The following is a 16,882-nucleotide window of genomic DNA, read 5'->3' as shown; positions in this document are numbered from 1 at the left end:
CGGTTGCCACGCTGGCAGATGGCGATCACGCTGCGCCGGCCCCAGACGGAGCGAGACCATGACAACAACGATCCCCCGGCCTGCCTGGCGTATGCCGCGCCGACTGGCGCTGCTGGCAGCAATGCTCTGCGCGCAGCCGGCGCTGTCCGCCGACCCTGGCGCCGCCCCGGCCCAGCTCTCCGATGCCGCGCTGCGCGCGCGCAGCCACGCCGCCGCCTGCACCAGCTGTCATGGCCCGTCCGGCCGCGCTCCGGCGGGCAGCACGATTCCGCCGCTGGCCGGCCGCCCGCAGGCGGAGCTGGCCGCGCAGATGCAGGCCTTCAAGGCCGGCACGCGCCCCGCCACCGTGATGCACCAGATCGCCAAGGGTTACAGCGACGACCAGATTGCCGCGATCGCGGCGTGGTTTGCCGCCGTGCGCTGACAGGAGCCAGCCATGCAAAGACGAAGCTTCCTCGGCGCCGCGGGCGCCGCAGTACTGGGTACGGCCGGGATCCGGCCGGCGCGCGCCGCGGCCCGCGCCCGGGTGGTGGTGGTGGGCGGCGGCTATGGCGGCGCCACGGCGGCGCGCTACCTGCGCGAATGGAGCGGGCAGGCCATCGAGGTGACACTGGTCGAACCGAATCCGGCCTTTGTCTCGTGCCCGCTGTCGAACCTGGTGATCGGCGGCAGCCGCCAGCTCGGCGACCTGACGCTGCCATACGACGCGCTGGTGCGCCGGCACGGCGTGCGGCTCGCGCGCGATACCGCGGTCGCCATCGATCCGGCCAAACGGATGGTGCGCCTGGCGGGGGGCAGCGTGCTGCCGTATGACCGCCTGCTGCTGTCGCCCGGCGTCGAGATGATGCGCGACGCGCTGCCCGGGCTGAAGGGGCCCGGCGGCGACCAGATCCTGCATGCCTGGAAGGCCGGGCCCGAAACCGTCGCGCTGCGCCGCCAGCTGGAGGCGATGCCCGACGGCGGCACCTATGCCATCAGCGTGCCGCTGGCGCCGTATCGCTGCCCGCCGGGCCCGTACGAGCGCGCCTGCCAGGTGGCGCACTATTTCAGGCAGCACAAGCCGCGCAGCAAGGTGCTGATCCTCGACGCCAATGCCGACATCACCTCCAAGGCCGCGCTGTTCCGCCAGGTGTGGGCCACGCAATACCCGGGCATGGTGGAATACCGGCCGCAGCACGAGGTGGCCGATGTCGACCCCGCCACGCGCACGCTCAAGTTCGAGGTGCAGGACGATGTGCGCGCCGACGTGCTCAACGTGCTGCCGCCGCAGCGGGCCGGCGCGATCGCGGTGTCGGCCGGGCTGGCCACCGCCAATGGCAAGTGGTGCGAGGTGGACTTCCTCAGTTTCGAGTCGCGCGCCGCGGCGCATATCCACGTGATCGGCGACGCCATCCAGATCGCGCCGCTGATGCCCAAGTCCGGCCATATGGCCAACCAGCACGGCAAAGTCGCCGCGGCGGCGCTGGTGGCGCTGCTGTCGGGCCGCGCCCCGGACCCGGAGCCGCTGTACAACAACACCTGCTACAGCTTCACCTCCGACCGCGAGGCGGTGCATGTCGCCAGCGTGCATCGCTACGACGCGGCGCAGAAGACCATGGTCACGGTGCCGGGCTCGGGCGGGCTGTCGCCGGCGCCGACGGCGCTGGAGGGCGATTACGCGCTGGCCTGGGCCAGGGGAATCTGGGCGGAAATGCTGGGCTGATCACCGCGACCGACGCGACCGACGCGGCGGTGCGGGCGGCGCGCTGCCCGCACAAAACCGCAAGAACGTGCAATGCCGCGCGCGCCGGCGCTGCTACGCTAGGCGTCCGATCGAACTCGCGCGCCCGCGCCCGGCATCGCCATGCAAGCCAGAGACCGTCTCCTCGCCCTCGCCATCGTCTGCGTCTGGGGCGTCAACTTCGTCGTGATCAAGGTGGGGCTGGCGGGCGTGCCACCGATGCTGCTGGGTGCGCTGCGCTTCCTGCTGGTGGCGTTCCCGGCGATCTTCTTCGTGCCGCGCCCGCGCGTGCCGTGGCGGCTGTTGCTGGCCTATGGCGCCACCATCAGCCTGGGCCAGTTCGCTTTCCTGTTCTACGCCATGGCGGTCGGCATGCCGGCCGGCCTGGCATCGCTGGTGCTGCAGTCGCAGGCCTTTTTCACGCTGGCGATCGCCGCGCTGTGGCTGGGCGAGCCGGTGCGCTGGCATAACCTCGCCGGCATGGCGGTGGCGGCGGGCGGGCTGGCCCTGATCGGCGTCGGTGCCGGCGGCATGGGCAGCCTGAGCGCGGCGGGCTTTGTGCTGACCCTGTGCGCGGCGTTCTGCTGGGCCAGTGGCAATATCGTCAGCAAGAAGATCGGCCCCGTGGACCTGCTCGGGCTGGTAATCTGGGGCGCGCTGGTGCCGATCGTGCCGTTCGCGCTGCTGTCGCTGTGGTTCGAGGGCCCGGCGCGTATCGTGCAAAGCGTGGCGCAGGTGTCGGGCACGGCGGTGTTCGCGGTGGCGTACCTGGCGTTCGCGGCGACGGTGTTCGGCTACACCATGTGGGGCCGGCTGCTGACGCGCTATCCGGCCAGCCAGGTGGCGCCGCTGACGCTGCTGGTGCCGGTGGTCGGGCTGGTGTCGGCGCACGTGCTGCTGGGCGAGGACTTGTCCGGTGCGCAGTGGGTCGGCGCGGCGGTGGTGATGGCGGGGCTGCTGCTCAACGTGTTCGGCCAGCGCCTGTGGGCGGGCAGGGCGCTGGCGCGCCGCTGAGCCGGCGCGCGCGGCACCTCATGTTGTGCTGCATCAATGGGTAAACACTATATGCGCATTCACGCATATACGAATATATTGGACGGCATGGAAGAGCTGGATCGCGTGTTCGAAAAGGTATCGGGTTACTTCAGCCTGCTGGCGGAGCCGACGCGGCTGAAGATCCTGCACGCCTTGTGCGATGGCGAGAAGCCGGTCAGCACGGTGGTCGAGACGGTAGGTTCGTCGCAGACCAACGTGTCGCGGCATCTCAACGCGATGTACCGCTCGGGCGTGCTGTCGCGCCGCAAGGAGGCGAACCTGGTGTTCTACGCCATTGCGGACGAAAGCGTGATCGAGCTGTGCCGCACGGTCTGCGTGCAGGTGGCGAGCCGGCTGGAGGACAACGCCTTGCCCTCCGGCGTGGTCGACCGCTTCATGGCACAGCCCGCGCCGGAAGCCCCGGCGCGCCGCCGGCGCAGCGCAGGCTGAGCTGCGCCACCACTCTTCCGGCAGCAAACGGCGGCGCCGCACCCGTTGCGGCGCCCTGTACAACAGGCACGCCGACCGGTCCCTGGGGACCGTGGCGAGCGCGCCGGAGGAGACCGCATTGCAGGAACGGAACCGGCCCGGGCGCATCGTGCCCGCGCCCGAGCACTTCGTCAGCGCATCGCTGCAGCAGGACATCGGCCGGCACGGCCTGGACGCGCCGCGGCGCGACTTCCTGCGCAAGAGCTTCCTGGGCGCCGCCGCGGGCATTGCCACGGCCGCGGCAGGCCGGCATGCGCTGGCCGCGGACGGCGCGAATGGCGATCCCGCCATCCTGCAACCGCAGCCCTGGGCCACGTCGCTGGGGCAGCCGGTGGCGGCCCGCGCCTACGGCCAGCCCTCGGTCCATGAGAAAAACCTGGTCCGGCGCGAGTCGCCCGGGCTGACCCGGGTGTCGGCGGCCTCGGTGGCGTTCGCGCCGCTGCAGGGTTTCTTCGGCATCATCACGCCCAACGGCCTGCACTTCGAGCGCCACCACCAGGGCTGGCACGATATCGACCCGGCGCGCCATCGGCTGATGATCAACGGCCTGGTGCGCACGCCGCGGGTCTACACCATGGACGACCTGATGCGCCTGCCGGCGGTGTCGCGCATGCACTTTATCGAGTGCGGTGCCAATACCGGCATGGAGTGGGGCAACGTGGCGGTGCCGACGGTGCAGTACACCCACGGCATGCTGTCTTGCTGCGAATTCACCGGCGTGCCGCTGCGCGTGCTGCTGGACGACGCCGGCGCCGACCTTCGCCGCGGCCGCTACCTGCTGGCCGAAGGCGGCGACGGCTCGTCGATGACGCGCACCATCCCGATGGAGCTGGCCGACGAGATCATCGTTGCGTGGGGCATGAACGGCGAGATGCTGCGCCCGGAGAACGGCTACCCGCTGCGGCTGGTGGTGCCGGGCGTGCAGGGCGTGTCGTGGGTCAAGTGGCTGCGCCGGCTGGAGTTGGGCGACCAGCCCTGGAATGCCAAGGATGAGACCATCCACTACGTCGACATGATGCCGGACGGCAGGCTGCGCCAGTACACCTCGATCCAGGAGTGCAAGTCGGTGATCACCACGCCGTCGGGCGGGCAGCAACTGGTGGGCAAGGGCTTCTACAACATCAGCGGCCTGGCGTGGTCCGGGCGCGGACGGATCAAGCGTGTCGATGTCTCGACCGACGGCGGGCGCAACTGGCGCACCGCGCGGCTGGAGGCGCCGGTGCTGTCCAAGTGCCTGACGCGCTTCAACCTGGACTGGGTCTGGGACGGCGGCCCGGCCATCCTGCAAAGCCGCGCCATCGACGAGACCGGCTACGTGCAGCCCAAGCTGGGCCAACTGCGCGCGGTGCGCGGCACGCGCTCGATCTATCACAACAACGCGATCCAGAGCTGGCAGGTGGCGGCGGGCGGCGAGGTGACCAATGTCCATGTGGGTTGAGCTCAGGATCGCCGCCGCGCTGCTGCTGGCGGGCGGCTGCGCCGCGCCGGCATTGGCGGGCACGGCCGACGCGCGTGCGGCACTTGGCCGCACCGCCACGCCGGCCGAGGTGGCCACGTGGGACACCGACGTGCGCCCGGACTTCAAGGGCCTGCCCAGGGGCAGCGGCACGGTGGCCCAGGGCCAGAAGGTCTGGGACGGCAAGTGCGCGTCATGCCACGGCGACTTCGGCGAATCCAACGAGGTGTTCACGCCGCTGGTCGGGGGCACCACGGCCGACGACATCCAGCGCGGACGCGTCGCCGGCATGACCGGCAACCAGCCGTACCGGACCACGCTGATGAAGGTCAGCACCGTCAGCACGCTGTGGGACTACATCCATCGCGCGATGCCGTGGAACGCGCCCAAGAGCCTGAGCGTGAACGAGGTCTACGCGGTCACCGCCTACCTGCTCCACCTGGGCGAGATCGTGCCCGCCGACTTTGCGCTGTCCGACGCCAATATGGCCGAGGTCCAGCGGCGCATGCCTAACCGCGCCGGCATGACCACCGAGCACGGTATGTGGCCGGGGCGCGGGCGGCCGGATACGCGCAACACCGCCTGCATGTCGCGCTGCGCGGACCAGGTCACGATCGCCTCGTCGATGCCGGACTACGCCCGCGACGCCCATGGCGACCTGGCGCAGCAGCAGCGCGCTTTCGGCCCGGTGCGCGGCATTGCGGCGGCTGCGGCGACCAAACCGGGCGGCCAAGCCGTGGCCGCGGCGGCGCCCGCGCCGGGCGCGCGCCTGGCCAGCCAGTACCAGTGCGTGGCCTGCCACGCGATGGACCGCAAGCTGGTGGGCCCGTCGTTCATCGACATCGCGGGCAAGTACAAGGGCCAGGATGCGCATGCGGCACTGGCGCGCAAGGTCAAGGCGGGCGGGCAGGGCGCATGGGGCGCCGTGCCGATGCCGCCGCAGCCGCAAATCCCGGATTCGGACGTGCAGGCCATGGTGGGCTGGATTCTTGAGGCAAAATAGCGGACTGGCCGCCGCAGTGCCCCCAGGCGGCGGCCAGTGTGTGCCGCCAGGCCATTGCAGCACGGCCGCGCGGCCCTTGCCGTCCCCACGGCTTTACAGAGCTTGGAGAGCTTAACAATGAAGCAGTTTGTCATCGCAGCGCTGATGCTCGGCGCCGCCGCATCGGCTCAAGCGGTCGATGCCGCCAAGGCACAGGAGATCGCCAACAAGAACGCCTGCATGGGTTGCCACCAGGTCGACAAGAAGCTGGTCGGCCCGTCCTACAAGGAAGTGGCGGCCAAGTACAAGGGCGACAAGAACGCCCTGGCGACCCTGAGCAAGAAGGTCAAGAGTGGTGGCTCGGGCGTGTGGGGCCCGGTGCCGATGCCGGCCAACGCCGCCCTCAGCGACGCCGACCTGAAGACCGTGGTCGAGTGGGTGCTGGCAGGCGCCCCCGCCAAGTAAGACCGACTGCCACAGCGGGCAGTCCGCCGATGCACCGGGCCGGGCGGTCAATGCCGCGCGGCCTGGGACAACCAGCGGCCGGCCATGTACCGGCCGCATGCAACACCCCTGAAACGGTCCACGACCGACTGGAACGGAGTAGCCGGAGAGCAAGCAATGAATTCCAAACGACGAGAAGTGCTGCGGGTTTCCGCTGTCCTGTCGCTGATGGCCGCCACCGGCCTGATCAGCGAAGCGCAGGCGGCCGAGTGGAACAAGAACGCCTTTGACGGCAAGAGCGTTGCCGACGTGATCAAGGCCCTCGGCGGCAGCGGCACCGAGAAAAGCACCGCCATCACCTTCACCGCTCCCGACATCGCCGAGAACGGCGCCGTGGTGCCGGTGGCCGTGACCAGCACCATCCCGGATACCGAGCAGATCGCGATCCTGGTGGAAAAGAACCCCAACACGCTGGCCGCCGACTTCATCATCCCGGCCGGCACCGAGCCGTTCGTCTCCACGCGCGTAAAGATGGGCCAGACCTCGGTGGTACACGCCGCGGTCAAGGCCGGCGGCAAGTGGTACGTGGCATCGAAGGAAATCAAGGTCACGCTGGGCGGCTGCGGCGGCTGACGCCGCGCCCCGGACCCCGGACCGAGATTCCCGCCAAACTGCAACAGGAGAAACACATGGCAGACCCGATGCGCGTACGCGCCACCGAAAACGGCGGCGTGGTGGACGTCAAGATTCTGATGAAGCACGACATGGAGACCGGCCAGCGCAAGGATGCGTCCGGCAAGGTCGTCCCGGCCTGGCATATCCAGACCGTGACCGCCCAGTGCAAGGGCAAGGAAGTGTTCCGCGCCCAGTTCGGCCCGGCGGTATCCAAGGACCCGTTCCTGAACTTCAAGTTCAAGGGCGGCGCCAAGGGCGACAAGGTCGCCGTCACCTGGACCGACAACAAGGGCGACAAGCGCACCGACGAGTCCACCATCGCCTGAGCCGCGCGGCGACGCCTGCATGACCCCGGCACGCCGCGCCGTCCTCTGCTAAGGTTCGGGGCGGAATGCCGGGACGGACCCGGCCCGAAGGAGCATTATGCGGCGAGCATTTATTCGAGCATCGGCGGCGCTGGCCGCGATCGGCCTGGCGGCCAGGGCCTCGGCCCAGTCGGCGCCGACAGGCGCGGGCAAGGGCGGGCGTGTGAAGGTGGTGTACCAGCTGTCGGAAGGCATCGACCAGGCGGTGCGCGCGATGGGCAACCTGCGCAACCACCTGAATGGCGCCCCCGGCACCAGGATCGTGGTGGTCGCATTCGGCTACGGCATCGACTTTTTGGTCGAAGGCGCCAAGGACGCGCGCGGCAACGGCTTCGAGAGCCCGGTTGGCGCGCTCGCGGCGGACGGTGTTGAGTTCCGCGTGTGCCGCAATACGCTGACCGCGCGCAAGATCAGTGAATCGCAGCTGTTGATGGAAGCCAAGGTGGTCCAGGCCGGCGTGGTCGAGATCGCCCGCCTGCAGGCCGAGGAAGGCTACGCGTATATCAAGCCCTGAGCCGGGCTGGCGCGGCCTGACGGCAAGACAAGACAGAAGAATCGGCCCGCCCCGCAAGGCGCGGCCGCGAGGAGGAAGCCCCATGAAACCGATCCCAAGCCTGGCCCGGCGCACAGTGCTGGCGCTGGCCGCCACCGCCACCGCCGCCGCTGCCGCCGTGCACGCGCAGGGCAGCACCGCCGACGAAATCGCCAAATACCGCCAGATGCTGGCCGAAGGCAATCCCGCCGAACTGTGGGAAGCCGCCGGCGAAGAGCTGTGGAAGAAGCCCGCCGGCCCGAAGAACGCCTCGCTCGAGCAATGCGACCTGGGCAAGGGCCCGGGCGTGACCAAGGGCGCCTACGCCGAGCTGCCGCGCTACTTCAAGGACACCAACAAGGTGATGGACCTGGAGCAGCGGCTGGCCCACTGCCGCATGACGCTGCAGGGGCTGAGCAAGGAAGAGGCCACCAAAAACCCGTTCTCGTCGTCGGGCAAGCCTTCGGACATCGAACGCCTGGTGGCCTACCTCACTGGCGAATCGCGCGGCGTGAAGATGAACGTGCAGCTCAGCCATCCGGAAGAGAAGCGCACCTATGCGCTGGGCGAGAAGATGTTCTTCTACCGGGGCGGCGCCTATGACTTTGCCTGCGCCACCTGCCACGCGGTGGACGGCCAGCGCATCCGCCTGCAGGACCTGCCCAACCTGCTGACCGACAAGGGCGCGCAGGCGGCCTACACCACCTGGCCCGCCTACCGCGTGTCGCAGGGCGAGGTCCGCACCATGCAGCACCGCCTGTACGACTGCCTGCGCCAGCAGCGCTTTCCCGAACCCGCCTATGGCTCGGACGTGATCACCGCGCTGACCATGTTCCTGGCGAAGAACGCCAACGGCGGGACCTACGACGGCCCGGCGATGAAGCGCTGACCAGTACGGGAGAGACGACATGCAACAACATACCAAGGCAGTGGCCGTCGCGGCCCTCGCCGCCCTGCTGGCAACCGGCGCGTATGCGCAGGACAGCGCGAAGCCCCGCCCCGCCAAGGGCAAGCCCGCCGCCGTCAGCGGTGCCGACATGAAGCAGCTGATCGAAGACTCGTTCTCTTCGCGCGGCCCGGTCACGGTCGAGGGCGTGCTGAACCAGGACGGCATGCAGCAGGCCTGCAGCCAGTACCCGGACCGCACCAAGGTGCCGGCAAAGCTAGCCAAGAAGATCGAGGCCGCCGAGCTGAAGCAGGTCAAGTATCCGGCCGACGACAAATGGCTGGGCGATTGGAAGGAAGGCGAGAAGGTCGCGCAGAACGGCCGCGGCATGCAGTTCACCGACCAGGTCGGCGGCACCAATGGCGGCAACTGCTACGCCTGCCACCAGATGACCAAGGCCGAGATCTCGTTCGGCAATATCGGACCGTCGCTGTACCAGTACGGCAAGCTGCGCGGCAACTCGCAGGAGGTCATCCAGTACACCTGGGGCAAGATCTGGGACTCCAGCGCCTACGCCGCCTGCTCCAACATGCCGCGCTTCGGCCACAAGGGCATCCTGACCGAGGCCCAGATCCGCGACGTGATGGCGCTGCTGCTCGACCCGGCCTCGCCGGTCAACCAGTAACGCCGATGCGCGCGCCCGCCATGCTGCTGCGCGCGCTGCTGGCTGCGGGCCTGGTCATGGCCGCGGCCGGCGCTGCCGCGCTGGAGGTGGGCGACACCGTGCGCCTGCCCGAAGTCCGCACGCTCGACGGCCGCACGCTGAGTGCGGCCGCGCTGGCCGGCAAGCCGCTGGTGGTCGAATACTGGGCCACGTGGTGCCCGTTCTGCGCGATGCAGAACCCGCGCCTGCAGAAGCTGTACGAGCGCACGCGCGGCACGCCGCTGCAGGTGCTGGCCATCAGCATCGACAAGGACCCGCGCGAGGCCGCCGACTACATGAACAAGCGCGGCTATACCTTCCCCGCGACGATGGATTCGCCCGCGCTGCAGGCCGTGTTCGGCAAGCGCAAGGGCCTGCCGGAGCTGTACGTGATCGACGCGCGCGGGCGCGTGGTGCAGAAGGAAGTGGGCGAGATGCTCGAAGACGACGTGGCTGCGCTGGAGCGTTACGCCAAGCCATAGCGACGCGATGCCGGACGCCATGCGCCCACCGGCACGCACTTATCCACAGGACGAGACATGAACCGACGCGAGTTCCTGCAGGTGCTGGCCATCGCCGGCGCCGGCGGCATGACTTTCCCCCACCAGGACGCGCTCGCCGCGCAGGCCGCCGAGTCGATGTACGACCTGCCGCGCTTCGGCAACGTCCACCTGCTGCATTTCACCGACTGCCACGCGCAGCTGCGGCCGGTGTACTTCCGCGAACCCAACGTCAACCTCGGCATCGGCGACTATGCCGGCAAGCCGCCCCACCTGGTCGGCGACGCGCTGCTGCGCCATTACGGCATCCGCCCCGGCACGCCGCAGGCGCATGCGTTCACGTATCTCGATTTCAATGAGGCCGCGCGCCGCTACGGCAAGGTCGGCGGGTTTGCGCACCTGGCCACGCTGGTCAAGCGGCTCAAGGCGGGCCGGCCGGGCGCGCTGCTGCTCGACGGCGGCGATACCTGGCAGGGCTCGGCCACGGCGCTGTGGACCAAGGGGCAGGACATGGTCGATGCCGCGCTGGCGCTGGGCGTGGACGTGATGACGCCGCACTGGGAGATGACGCTCGGCGCCGACCGCGTCAAGGAAATCGTCGACAAGGACTTCGAGGGCAAGGTCGCCTTCCTGGCGCAGAACATCAAGACCAACGACTTCGGCGACCCGGTGTTCGATCCGTACGTGATCCGCGAGATCAACGGCGTGCCGGTGGCCATCATCGGCCAGGCGTTCCCGTACACCCCCATCGCCAACCCGCGCTACTTCGTGCCGGACTGGACCTTCGGCATCCAGGAAGAGAACCTGCAGCAGGTCATCGACGCGGCCCGCGGCAAGGGCGCGCAGGCAGTGGTGCTGCTGTCGCACAACGGCATGGACGTCGACCTGAAGCTGGCCTCGCGCGTGCGCGGGCTCGACGCCATCCTCGGCGGTCACACCCATGACGGCGTGCCCGCGCCGGTGGCGGTAAAGAACGCCGGCGGCACCACGCTGGTCACCAATGCCGGCTCCAACGGCAAGTTCCTGGGCGTGCTCGATTTCGACGTGAAAGGCGGCAAGGTGGCGGATTTCCGTTACCGGCTGCTGCCGGTGTTCGCCAACTACCTGCCGGCCGACCCGACCATGGACGCGCTGATCAGCAAGGTGCGGGCGCCGTACGAAAAGAAGCTGTCCGAGGTCCTCGCCGTCAATCGGGGCCTGCTGTACCGCCGCGGCAATTTCAACGGCACCTTCGACCAGCTGATCCTGGACGGCCTGATGCAGGTGCAGGGCGCGCAGATCGCGTTCTCGCCCGGCTTCCGCTGGGGCACCACGCTGCTGCCGGGCCAGGCCATCACCATGGAACACCTGATGGACCAGACCGCCATCACGTACCCGTACACCACGGTGACGCAGATGAGCGGCGAGACCATCAAGACCATCCTCGAAGACGTGGCCGACAACCTGTTCAATCCCGACCCGTACTACCAGCAGGGCGGCGACATGGTGCGCGTCGGCGGCCTGCAGTACACCATCGATCCCGCCGCCGGCATGGGCAAGCGCATCACCGACATGCGCCTGGCGGGCAAGCCGCTGGAGGCTGGCAAGACCTACAAGGTGGCGGGCTGGGCGCCGGTCGCCGAGGAAGCGCGGGAGTCAGGCGGGGCACCGGTATGGGACGTGATGGCGCAGTGGCTGCGCAGCACCCGCGAAGTCAGCGCGCGCCCGCTGAACCTGCCGCGGGTGCGCGGCATGGATGGCAATGCCGGCATCGCGGCGTGATGTGGCAAACAGCACGCATGGGCGCGCGGAGGATTGAAGCGCGCCGCCCAAGTACGCTACAATCCTCCGCGACGGGCCGATAGCTCAGCTGGGAGAGCGCTGCGTTCGCAATGCAGAGGTCGGGAGTTCGATCCTCCTTCGGTCCACCAGGATTCTTCGCAACATCGCGCAATACATACCGAATACCCCGGAGTCGCCAGGCTGCCGGGGTTTTTTGTTGCCGGCGTTCCCGCCGTCACCCCTCACAACGCCGCAGCGACCTGCACCGGCAGCGTTTCCAATCCCAGCAATTCCCTGAACCCGGCCTCGTGGTGCCGCAGCGCATGCGGCGCATACCAGGCGTTGGCCGCCCGGCCGATGCGCGAGGCAGCGCCCAGGTCCGGCGTCATGGCGTCGATCGAAGGCAGGTAATGCCCGGGCGTGATGCCATCGTGCACGCCGCTGCTGCGGGACAGCAGCACGGGGCATATTGCGTGGGCGCAGTATGCGGCGAATACCCCGCTCTTGGCCGCATAGTCGACCGGGTAGGCCAGTACGCCATAGGTCGATGCCGACAGCAGCCGTGCCGCTTCGGCGGCTTCGACCCGGCCGTGCACCACCGCGCCGCGCCGGGCGATGCGCCCGGCGAGGCCGGCGTCGCCGAGGGGCGGTCCGACATCATGCAGCGTGAAACCGGCACGGCCCACCCAGTCGAACAGGGCGTCGCCAGCCTCCTGGTAAGTCTGAGCACGCAGCGCGGGGCCCCCGAGCACCACCACGGCGGCTTGCCGGTCCCGCTGCTGCGTGCCGCTTTCCCCCAGATTGGAGAACACCGGCAGCACCCGATGCGGCCGCGCCGGCGCGTGGGCGTTGAGCCAGCGCGCCGAGCCCTCGCGGTTGGTGACCCAGAAGTCGGACAGCGATGCCAGTTCGGCGGCAATGTAGCGCTGCACCGGTGAGAGCCAGAACGCCGAGCGCCATGGGGCGCCGTCGGCATACAGCTCGTGGAAGAAGATGCCGAGGCGGCGCATGTGCGGCCGGGCCTCGCGCAGGCGCCGCAGCAGCCACAGCGGCGTGCCGCGCCTGGCGTAGCCGTAGCCCACGTAATGGAGGATCACGTCGGCGCCGGCCAGCGCGGCAGCCGGCAGGTCCGGCGTGGCTTCGACCAGATGTCCCTGCAACAGCCCGTTGAGCGTCTGGGCATAGTCCCTGACGCCGCCTTCGCCGGGCGCGACCAGGCTGATCGGGGCGGCGGTGCCGCTGGCGTTCGGGTCGTGGGCGGACGGATTCGGCATGGGACAGGCTCCTTGCGCATAGGGCGAGGTTGTCATGTCCCCCGGCAGGACATCTGTGCTCCAGCGCACGCGGCGTCACGGCGCAGGCGGCGTCTGCCCAATGGAAAAGGCCCGCACGGCGAACCGTGCGGGCCTCGAACAAGCACTATCAGGGGGAGAAGCTTGCCGGGTTCAACCGGCGCGCTTCAGGCTGACATGGCGCTCAGGGTACATTGCTCTGGGTGAAGTTGAACGGCTTGCCGGCCACCGCATAGGAACCGCCGAACTCGAACTGTTCATTGCCCGACTGGCCCACGCCGATATACATCGGGCTGTTCCCGCCCTGGAGGTTGATCGGCGCATAGCGATAGTTCAGCACCTGCTTGCCGGAATAGTCGGTCACCGAGATCACGCTGGTCAGCAGCGGGCTTTGCTGGGTTTCAGACACCGTGATCGGGTCGACGATACGCGAATCCTGCAGCGTCTTTTCGACCGTCAGCTTTGCCATGTCGACCAGTTGGACCTTCTGCTCGCCACGCGACACCACCCACAGCTTGGTGTTCGAGTTGCCGAAGCTCTCGCGATTCACCTGGTGGATCATGCTGGTCGGGTTCTTGCCCACTTGCAGGCTGGTCACTTCCTTGATCAGTTCCGGATCGAGGTTGGTACCGGACTGCACACCAGCCACCGAGATCGCGTGGATCACGCCGTCTTCCGTCGCCACCCAGGCCTGGCCGGGGTTGGCCAGCATCGAGACCCTAACCGCGGTCGGCTTTTCGGCCAGGTCCATGGTCTTGACGATGGTCGGAGCGTAGTTGTCCACCGAGAAAGTCTGCGGCCATTGCGAGTCTTCCAGGCCGGTATTGTTCAGGGTGTTCTGCAGATCGCTGAAGCTGCCTTCGAAGTAGGTGTTGTTGACCTTGTCGAACAGCGGCTTCAGGTCCAGGAACACCACCTTCTTTTCCGACTTCGAGATCACTGCGGCCACACCGGCGCGGGAGATCAGGTCAGCGTTGACGCCACCCACGGCGTAGCTCTTCTGGTTGGCTTCGCTCAGGCCAGGCGTCGCTTCGTCGCGACCCAGGCTCGCGCCGCGGTCACCCACCGGGTCACGCATCCAGCCCTGGGTGGTGTTGTCCTGCATGGTGCTGAAGTCGGTCACGGCGGAAATCTCCGTCGGGGCCTTCATATCCGGCAGGTCAACGAAGCCCAGCAGCTTCATGAAGACGAAGTTCGACATGTTGCGGAAGCCCGGATAGAGGCCATGCCACGACATATCGCTGGAGTCATACGGACCGCCCACCTGGCTGCCGTCGGCGAGGCTGCCCAGCGCAATCACCGCCACCTGGCCCTTCAGGTTCTTGGTGTCCCAGATGGTCACCAGGGCAAATTCGGAATTCGACGTAATGGCGATTGCCGTGGGCACCTTGCCCTCCGGCAGCTTCACCGAAGCCGAGTGCGAAGCCGTATTCATGCCGACCGAGGCAATCAGGCCGTTCTGGAAAGCCACCAGCGATTGTGCGCAATCGTGCTCGCTGCAGCGGCCCATGGCGATCGGCTGCGTCGGCATCGCGCCACCGTTGGCCGTGACGTGTTCCTTCAGCAGCGGATTGGTGGTCGTATGGCCCCAGAACCACGGGGTCTGCGGCTTTTCGGCAATGGTGCCGGCGCTCAGCGCGAGCGTCAGCAGCGGCGTGACGCCGGAGTCCGAAGCGGAGTCCGCACGGAAAATCACGTCGCCCATGTTGCTGCCGTAATCATTGCGGGCGCAGTCGATGTTACCCAGCTGATAGATCACGTTGGTGCTGGTATCCATCGTGGCGCCCGGGTAATCCTGCTGGTAACAGGTATTGCCGTGCGGGTAAAAGGTCTTGTCGTCCGGTTTCCATACCGTACCAACTGCTGCGGCGGCGGAATTACTCGCGCCGTAGCGATAAGCCATGGCTTTTTCGCCGGAATAATCCGAGGCAATGGCGACATATTCGTCGGCATTCAAATTGCCAGAACCGTCGAAAATCTCGTCTGCAACCTGGGTGGTTTTTACCGGCTGGGTTGTTTTTGACGGCTTGCCCTGACCGCGCGAAGCTTCGGTTGCGGAGGTACTACCGGAGGTGGCGGCATCGTCGCCGCCGCCGCCGCATGCCGTAAGCACCACAGCGGCGCAGGCGGCAGCCAGGAAGTTCAGGCTCGGCAGAATGTAAGAATTGCGCGCTCGGCGCAGGTCGGATGGGTTATCGCGAGGTAGATTTTTCCCAGTCATTGATTTTTAAGTGAATGGATAAAAGATGAAAGTGAATAAACATCACCACGCCCGTTCTTGTGCCGGTTTGCAGTGTGCGCGACGAATTGCAGTGGCATAAAAAGCGGATCGGGTTAACCCCTTGGAAAACCCGGCAGCGGCGATACTAGGGGCACGTGTCCGAGACCGTACAGGACAGTAACAATGGGTTACGTGTGATTTTCGGGCGGGGCACCTGTGCACTAATGCGGTGCGCAGTTGCGACGTAACGATTACTCGCGGCTGGATCACATGTAAGGATTTGTTCGATTTGTGGACAGCCTTCCGTACGCGGAAATATCATCGCGCGCGATTTACGAGGCTAAAAAAACCGAAATTGAGGGGGTTTGAAACGAGTCGAGGCGCGCATTAAATGCCGGCACAACGCCAGCGGCACGGTGGGTTAATGCCACCTGCATCCCACATGAATGCCAGCTGCAGGCGGCGTTAAGCGCCACGCGCAGCGGTCGCCCAGGCCGGCGCCTGCCACTCGCTTCGCGCATCGCCATACGTTATCGTTGAGCCTCTTAGAGACCCGGGCGCGCGCCCGGTGCTATTGAACGACCCTGTGCATCAGAGCCGTCTTGTCCCCGGCAAGCACCGAGGAAATCGTTGCGGACGCCCGCGAACCGCAGGCGCCGCACCCAGGTACTCAGCCGACTGCGCCGTGCGCCGTCCAGCACCCCTAGAGACGTGAATGCGCCATATCCTGCTGGTCAACCCGAATACCTCCACCGCCACCACGCAGATGATGGTGGGCATCGCGCGCGCCTGGTTCGGGCAGCAGCTGGCGGCCCCGCCGGCCGTGGTCGGCGCGACGGCTGCGCGCGGCGCGCCGATGATTGTTGACGATGGAGATCTGGCGGTGGCTGCCGGCGCGGTCAATGACGCCGACATGCTTCGGCTGGCGCGGCTTGCCGGGGGCGTGATCGTCGGAGCTTTCGGCGATCCGGGCCTCGACGCGCTACGCGCGCAGCTGGCGGTGCCGGTGGTGGGCATCGGCGAAGCCGCGATGCGTGCCGCCGCGGCGGGCGGGCGGCGCTTTGGCATCGCCACCACTACGCCGAGGCTGGCGGCGTCGATCGAATCCGCCGTGCGCGGGTATGGGCTGGCGGCCGGGTTTACCGGCGCACGCTTCACCGATGGCGACCCGCGCGCGCTGGCCAGTGCGCCGCAGCAGCAGGAAGAACGGCTAGCGGGCGCGGTGCAGGCGTGTATCGACGACGGCGCGCAGGCCGTGATTATCGGCGGCGGGCCCCTTGGCGAGGCCGCTCGAGCCCTGGAACGGCGCTTTGCGGTTCCCGTGATTGGGCCCATCCCGGCCGCGTGCGAGGCACTGGCCCGCGCATTGGGGCTGGCCTTGCGCCAGGGACCGGCGGCATCGCCAGGGGCTGCCCCGACAGGCGTCGCAGACGCGTAATGCGCCGCCTAGGCCACGCGCGTCGGGCGTCTGGCCTTCATCGCCGAGGGGCGTACCTGTTGCAGCGCGCGCAGCGACTGCAGGGCATCCTCGACCGCTTCAATGCCGTCGCGCAGGCGGCCGGTGGCATAGCCGAGGCGGCTTTGCGCATCGGCATCGGGCGTGGAAAGGTTTTCGAGTGCGTCGACTTCGGCCTGCATCTGTCCGATCAGGCGGCGTAGCTGGGATGTGCTGTGCGAGGCTAGCGAACGGATCGCCATCGTGAGAGCCCTCCTTGCAAAGACCGGGTGCGCCCGCTGGCGCTGGTTCGCACCTTCCGTGCGGTGCCCGTCCTTTCTACGGTAAAGGCGGCGCAATAAGTTAGCCAGCGCTGTTACGAAATC

At 67.9% G+C, this 16,882-nt stretch carries 18 protein-coding genes and 1 tRNA gene; 16 read left to right on the top strand and 3 right to left on the bottom strand.

From position 1 onward, the window contains the following. Positions 1 to 58: 58 nt before the first annotated feature. From RALTA_RS14810 to RALTA_RS14740, 15 genes are all read left to right on the top strand, one after another. Positions 59 to 424 carry a c-type cytochrome gene (locus tag RALTA_RS14810; RefSeq protein WP_085960180.1) on the top strand — a complete coding sequence of 122 codons (366 nt, stop codon included), beginning with the start codon at positions 59 to 61 and terminating at the stop codon, positions 422 to 424. 12 nt (positions 425 to 436) lie between these two features. Beyond that, positions 437 to 1,702: an NAD(P)/FAD-dependent oxidoreductase gene (locus RALTA_RS14805; protein ID WP_012354215.1), complete on the top strand. Its 1,266-nt coding sequence runs from the start codon at positions 437 to 439 to the stop codon at positions 1,700 to 1,702. Between the two features lie 141 nt (positions 1,703 to 1,843). After that, on the top strand, positions 1,844 to 2,734 hold the full coding sequence (locus RALTA_RS14800) for an O-acetylserine/cysteine exporter (protein ID WP_012354214.1): 891 nt from the start codon (positions 1,844 to 1,846) through the stop codon (positions 2,732 to 2,734). 51 nt (positions 2,735 to 2,785) lie between these two features. Then, the gene (locus tag RALTA_RS14795; protein WP_025586038.1) at positions 2,786 to 3,205 is read left to right on the top strand and encodes an ArsR/SmtB family transcription factor; all 420 of its coding nucleotides are present in this window, start codon (positions 2,786 to 2,788) and stop codon (positions 3,203 to 3,205) included. Positions 3,206 to 3,323: 118 nt separating this feature from the next. Further along, entirely contained in the window at positions 3,324 to 4,682 is a 1,359-nt protein-coding gene (soxC, locus tag RALTA_RS14790) for a sulfite dehydrogenase (protein WP_012354212.1), read from the top strand. Next, on the top strand, positions 4,666 to 5,703 hold the full coding sequence (locus RALTA_RS14785; RefSeq protein WP_012354211.1) for a c-type cytochrome: 1,038 nt from the start codon (positions 4,666 to 4,668) through the stop codon (positions 5,701 to 5,703). The genes soxC and RALTA_RS14785 overlap by 17 nt, the downstream gene beginning before the upstream one ends. Before the next feature lie 117 nt (positions 5,704 to 5,820). Then, entirely contained in the window at positions 5,821 to 6,147 is a 327-nt protein-coding gene (locus RALTA_RS14780; RefSeq protein WP_012354210.1) for a c-type cytochrome, read from the top strand. 156 nt (positions 6,148 to 6,303) lie between these two features. Further along, on the top strand, positions 6,304 to 6,759 hold the full coding sequence (soxY, locus tag RALTA_RS14775) for a thiosulfate oxidation carrier protein SoxY (protein WP_012354209.1): 456 nt from the start codon (positions 6,304 to 6,306) through the stop codon (positions 6,757 to 6,759). Positions 6,760 to 6,815: 56 nt separating this feature from the next. Next, positions 6,816 to 7,127 (top strand): thiosulfate oxidation carrier complex protein SoxZ, encoded by a 312-nt coding sequence (soxZ, locus tag RALTA_RS14770; protein WP_012354208.1) that lies wholly within the window; start codon positions 6,816 to 6,818, stop codon positions 7,125 to 7,127. Positions 7,128 to 7,224: 97 nt separating this feature from the next. Then, positions 7,225 to 7,680: a DsrE family protein gene (locus tag RALTA_RS14765; protein ID WP_012354207.1), complete on the top strand. Its 456-nt coding sequence runs from the start codon at positions 7,225 to 7,227 to the stop codon at positions 7,678 to 7,680. 82 nt (positions 7,681 to 7,762) lie between these two features. After that, positions 7,763 to 8,587, top strand: a complete 825-nt coding sequence (gene soxA / locus RALTA_RS14760) for a sulfur oxidation c-type cytochrome SoxA (RefSeq protein ID WP_012354206.1) — start codon at positions 7,763 to 7,765, stop codon at positions 8,585 to 8,587. A 19-nt stretch (positions 8,588 to 8,606) separates the two neighbouring features. Then, positions 8,607 to 9,269 carry a sulfur oxidation c-type cytochrome SoxX gene (gene soxX / locus RALTA_RS14755; protein ID WP_012354205.1) on the top strand — a complete coding sequence of 221 codons (663 nt, stop codon included), beginning with the start codon at positions 8,607 to 8,609 and terminating at the stop codon, positions 9,267 to 9,269. A gap of 5 nt (positions 9,270 to 9,274) precedes the next feature. Next, positions 9,275 to 9,769 (top strand): TlpA family protein disulfide reductase, encoded by a 495-nt coding sequence (locus tag RALTA_RS14750; RefSeq protein WP_041232223.1) that lies wholly within the window; start codon positions 9,275 to 9,277, stop codon positions 9,767 to 9,769. A gap of 57 nt (positions 9,770 to 9,826) precedes the next feature. Beyond that, positions 9,827 to 11,548 carry a thiosulfohydrolase SoxB gene (gene soxB, locus RALTA_RS14745; RefSeq protein ID WP_012354203.1) on the top strand — a complete coding sequence of 574 codons (1,722 nt, stop codon included), beginning with the start codon at positions 9,827 to 9,829 and terminating at the stop codon, positions 11,546 to 11,548. Between the two features lie 73 nt (positions 11,549 to 11,621). Continuing rightward, positions 11,622 to 11,697: transfer RNA gene (locus RALTA_RS14740), tRNA-Ala, on the top strand. A gap of 93 nt (positions 11,698 to 11,790) precedes the next feature. Here the strand turns inward: RALTA_RS14740 and RALTA_RS14735 are convergent. Both RALTA_RS14735 and RALTA_RS14730 read right to left on the bottom strand, forming a co-directional pair. After that, on the bottom strand, positions 11,791 to 12,822 hold the full coding sequence (locus RALTA_RS14735) for a hypothetical protein (RefSeq protein ID WP_012354202.1): 1,032 nt from the start codon (positions 12,820 to 12,822) through the stop codon (positions 11,791 to 11,793). Positions 12,823 to 13,024: 202 nt separating this feature from the next. Then, positions 13,025 to 15,061, bottom strand: coding sequence for a hypothetical protein (locus RALTA_RS14730; protein WP_242405235.1), 2,037 nt, complete (start codon positions 15,059 to 15,061; stop codon positions 13,025 to 13,027). A gap of 715 nt (positions 15,062 to 15,776) precedes the next feature. Here RALTA_RS14730 and RALTA_RS14725 point away from each other — a divergent pair. After that, a complete protein-coding gene (locus tag RALTA_RS14725) occupies positions 15,777 to 16,499 on the top strand; it encodes an aspartate/glutamate racemase family protein (RefSeq protein ID WP_012354200.1) in 723 nt (240 codons plus the stop codon). Between the two features lie 8 nt (positions 16,500 to 16,507). Here the strand turns inward: RALTA_RS14725 and RALTA_RS14720 are convergent, their stop codons facing one another. Beyond that, the gene (locus RALTA_RS14720) at positions 16,508 to 16,759 is read right to left on the bottom strand and encodes a hypothetical protein (protein ID WP_012354199.1); all 252 of its coding nucleotides are present in this window, start codon (positions 16,757 to 16,759) and stop codon (positions 16,508 to 16,510) included. Positions 16,760 to 16,882: the final 123 nt, after the last annotated feature.

Origin of the sequence: Cupriavidus taiwanensis LMG 19424, assembly GCF_000069785.1 — a bacterium.
GTDB classification, from domain to species: Bacteria; Pseudomonadota; Gammaproteobacteria; order Burkholderiales; family Burkholderiaceae; genus Cupriavidus; species Cupriavidus taiwanensis.
The sequence above is the reverse complement of the archived record's forward strand: the minus strand, read 5'-3'. Positions and strand labels throughout refer to the sequence as shown.

Bases quoted from the DNA above. Each gene is read 5' to 3' on its own strand.
- soxY (WP_012354209.1), top strand. From the start codon at position 6,304: ATGAATTCCAAACGACGAGAAGTGCTGCGGGTTTCCGCTGTCCTGTCG.
- RALTA_RS14795 (WP_025586038.1), top strand. From the start codon at position 2,786: ATGCGCATTCACGCATATACGAATATATTGGACGGCATGGAAGAGCTG.
- RALTA_RS14780 (WP_012354210.1), top strand. From the start codon at position 5,821: ATGAAGCAGTTTGTCATCGCAGCGCTGATGCTCGGCGCCGCCGCATCG.
- soxX (WP_012354205.1), top strand. From the start codon at position 8,607: ATGCAACAACATACCAAGGCAGTGGCCGTCGCGGCCCTCGCCGCCCTG.
- RALTA_RS14810 (WP_085960180.1), top strand. From the start codon at position 59: ATGACAACAACGATCCCCCGGCCTGCCTGGCGTATGCCGCGCCGACTG.
- RALTA_RS14750 (WP_041232223.1), top strand. From the start codon at position 9,275: ATGCGCGCGCCCGCCATGCTGCTGCGCGCGCTGCTGGCTGCGGGCCTG.
- RALTA_RS14765 (WP_012354207.1), top strand. From the start codon at position 7,225: ATGCGGCGAGCATTTATTCGAGCATCGGCGGCGCTGGCCGCGATCGGC.
- soxB (WP_012354203.1), top strand. From the start codon at position 9,827: ATGAACCGACGCGAGTTCCTGCAGGTGCTGGCCATCGCCGGCGCCGGC.
- soxZ (WP_012354208.1), top strand. From the start codon at position 6,816: ATGGCAGACCCGATGCGCGTACGCGCCACCGAAAACGGCGGCGTGGTG.
- RALTA_RS14735 (WP_012354202.1), bottom strand. From the start codon at position 12,822: ATGCCGAATCCGTCCGCCCACGACCCGAACGCCAGCGGCACCGCCGCC.
- RALTA_RS14785 (WP_012354211.1), top strand. From the start codon at position 4,666: ATGTCCATGTGGGTTGAGCTCAGGATCGCCGCCGCGCTGCTGCTGGCG.
- RALTA_RS14730 (WP_242405235.1), bottom strand. From the start codon at position 15,061: ATGACTGGGAAAAATCTACCTCGCGATAACCCATCCGACCTGCGCCGA.
- RALTA_RS14725 (WP_012354200.1), top strand. From the start codon at position 15,777: ATGCGCCATATCCTGCTGGTCAACCCGAATACCTCCACCGCCACCACG.
- RALTA_RS14720 (WP_012354199.1), bottom strand. From the start codon at position 16,759: ATGGCGATCCGTTCGCTAGCCTCGCACAGCACATCCCAGCTACGCCGC.
- RALTA_RS14800 (WP_012354214.1), top strand. From the start codon at position 1,844: ATGCAAGCCAGAGACCGTCTCCTCGCCCTCGCCATCGTCTGCGTCTGG.
- soxA (WP_012354206.1), top strand. From the start codon at position 7,763: ATGAAACCGATCCCAAGCCTGGCCCGGCGCACAGTGCTGGCGCTGGCC.
- RALTA_RS14805 (WP_012354215.1), top strand. From the start codon at position 437: ATGCAAAGACGAAGCTTCCTCGGCGCCGCGGGCGCCGCAGTACTGGGT.